We start from the raw sequence: 785 nt of genomic DNA, 5'->3' as shown, positions 1-785 counted from the left end.
GTCTCCCGCCGGCATGCAGCCGAGCAAGCCGGAGTGCACATACGCACAGCTCAGGACTGGGACAAAGGAATTCGCCAAGTCGGGCATGCACGCATTTACCCGGACGGATACCGGGTCGACTACACCACTGGTATGACAACGACAGTGAGACCTGCAGCGATCTCGATAGCCGCCCTCGACAAACGTCTGCATCGACGGTTCCTGAGCCTGTCGGAGCGGGAGCGGATACGAGAGTTGTTGGCCGAGGGCGCATCACTGCGGGCAGTGGGCCGGGATCTGGGTCGACCAGCGTCGACCATCATGCGCGAGATCGCCGCGAGCAGCGCTCCGGACGGGACCTACCGGCCGTACATCGCGCAACGCGCCTCCGCTGGCCGTCGCCCCAGGCCGAAGGATCGTAAGCTTCTGCACAGCGGACCGTTGCGGAGCTTCGTCGAGGACGGCCTTGCTCAACGCTGGTCACCGCAGCAGATCCGCAACACGTTGATCAAGGACCATCCCGACGACGAACAGATGCGGGTGAGCGTGGAGACGATCTACCAAGCTTTGTACGTCCAAGCCCGTGGTGGCCTCAAGCGGCAGGTCGCCGCTACCTTGCGAAGCGGACGTGTCCGACGCAAACCCCGCCGGCATACCGATCAGCGTCAACCCCGCTTCTCCGATCCGATGATCATGATCTCCGACCGTCCCGCCGAGATCGAGGACAGAGCTGTGCCCGGTCATTGGGAGGGGGACTTGATCTGCGGAGCAGCCAACAAGACGGCGATCGTGACCCTCGTCGAGAG

The 785-nt window shown here is 63.6% G+C and carries 1 protein-coding gene; it reads left to right on the top strand.

Annotation, left to right across the window (positions count from 1 at the left end):
• Positions 1 to 132: 132 nt before the first annotated feature.
• Positions 133 to 785, top strand: a 653-nt coding sequence (locus P3G66_RS31810) for an IS30 family transposase (protein ID WP_276117886.1), incomplete at its 3' end; no start/stop codon positions are given.

Source organism: Rhodococcus sp. C3V (genome assembly GCF_029269915.1).
Classification (GTDB): Bacteria; Actinomycetota; Actinomycetes; order Mycobacteriales; family Mycobacteriaceae; genus Rhodococcus_F; species Rhodococcus_F qingshengii.
The sequence above is the reverse complement of the archived record's forward strand: the minus strand, read 5'-3'. Positions and strand labels throughout refer to the sequence as shown.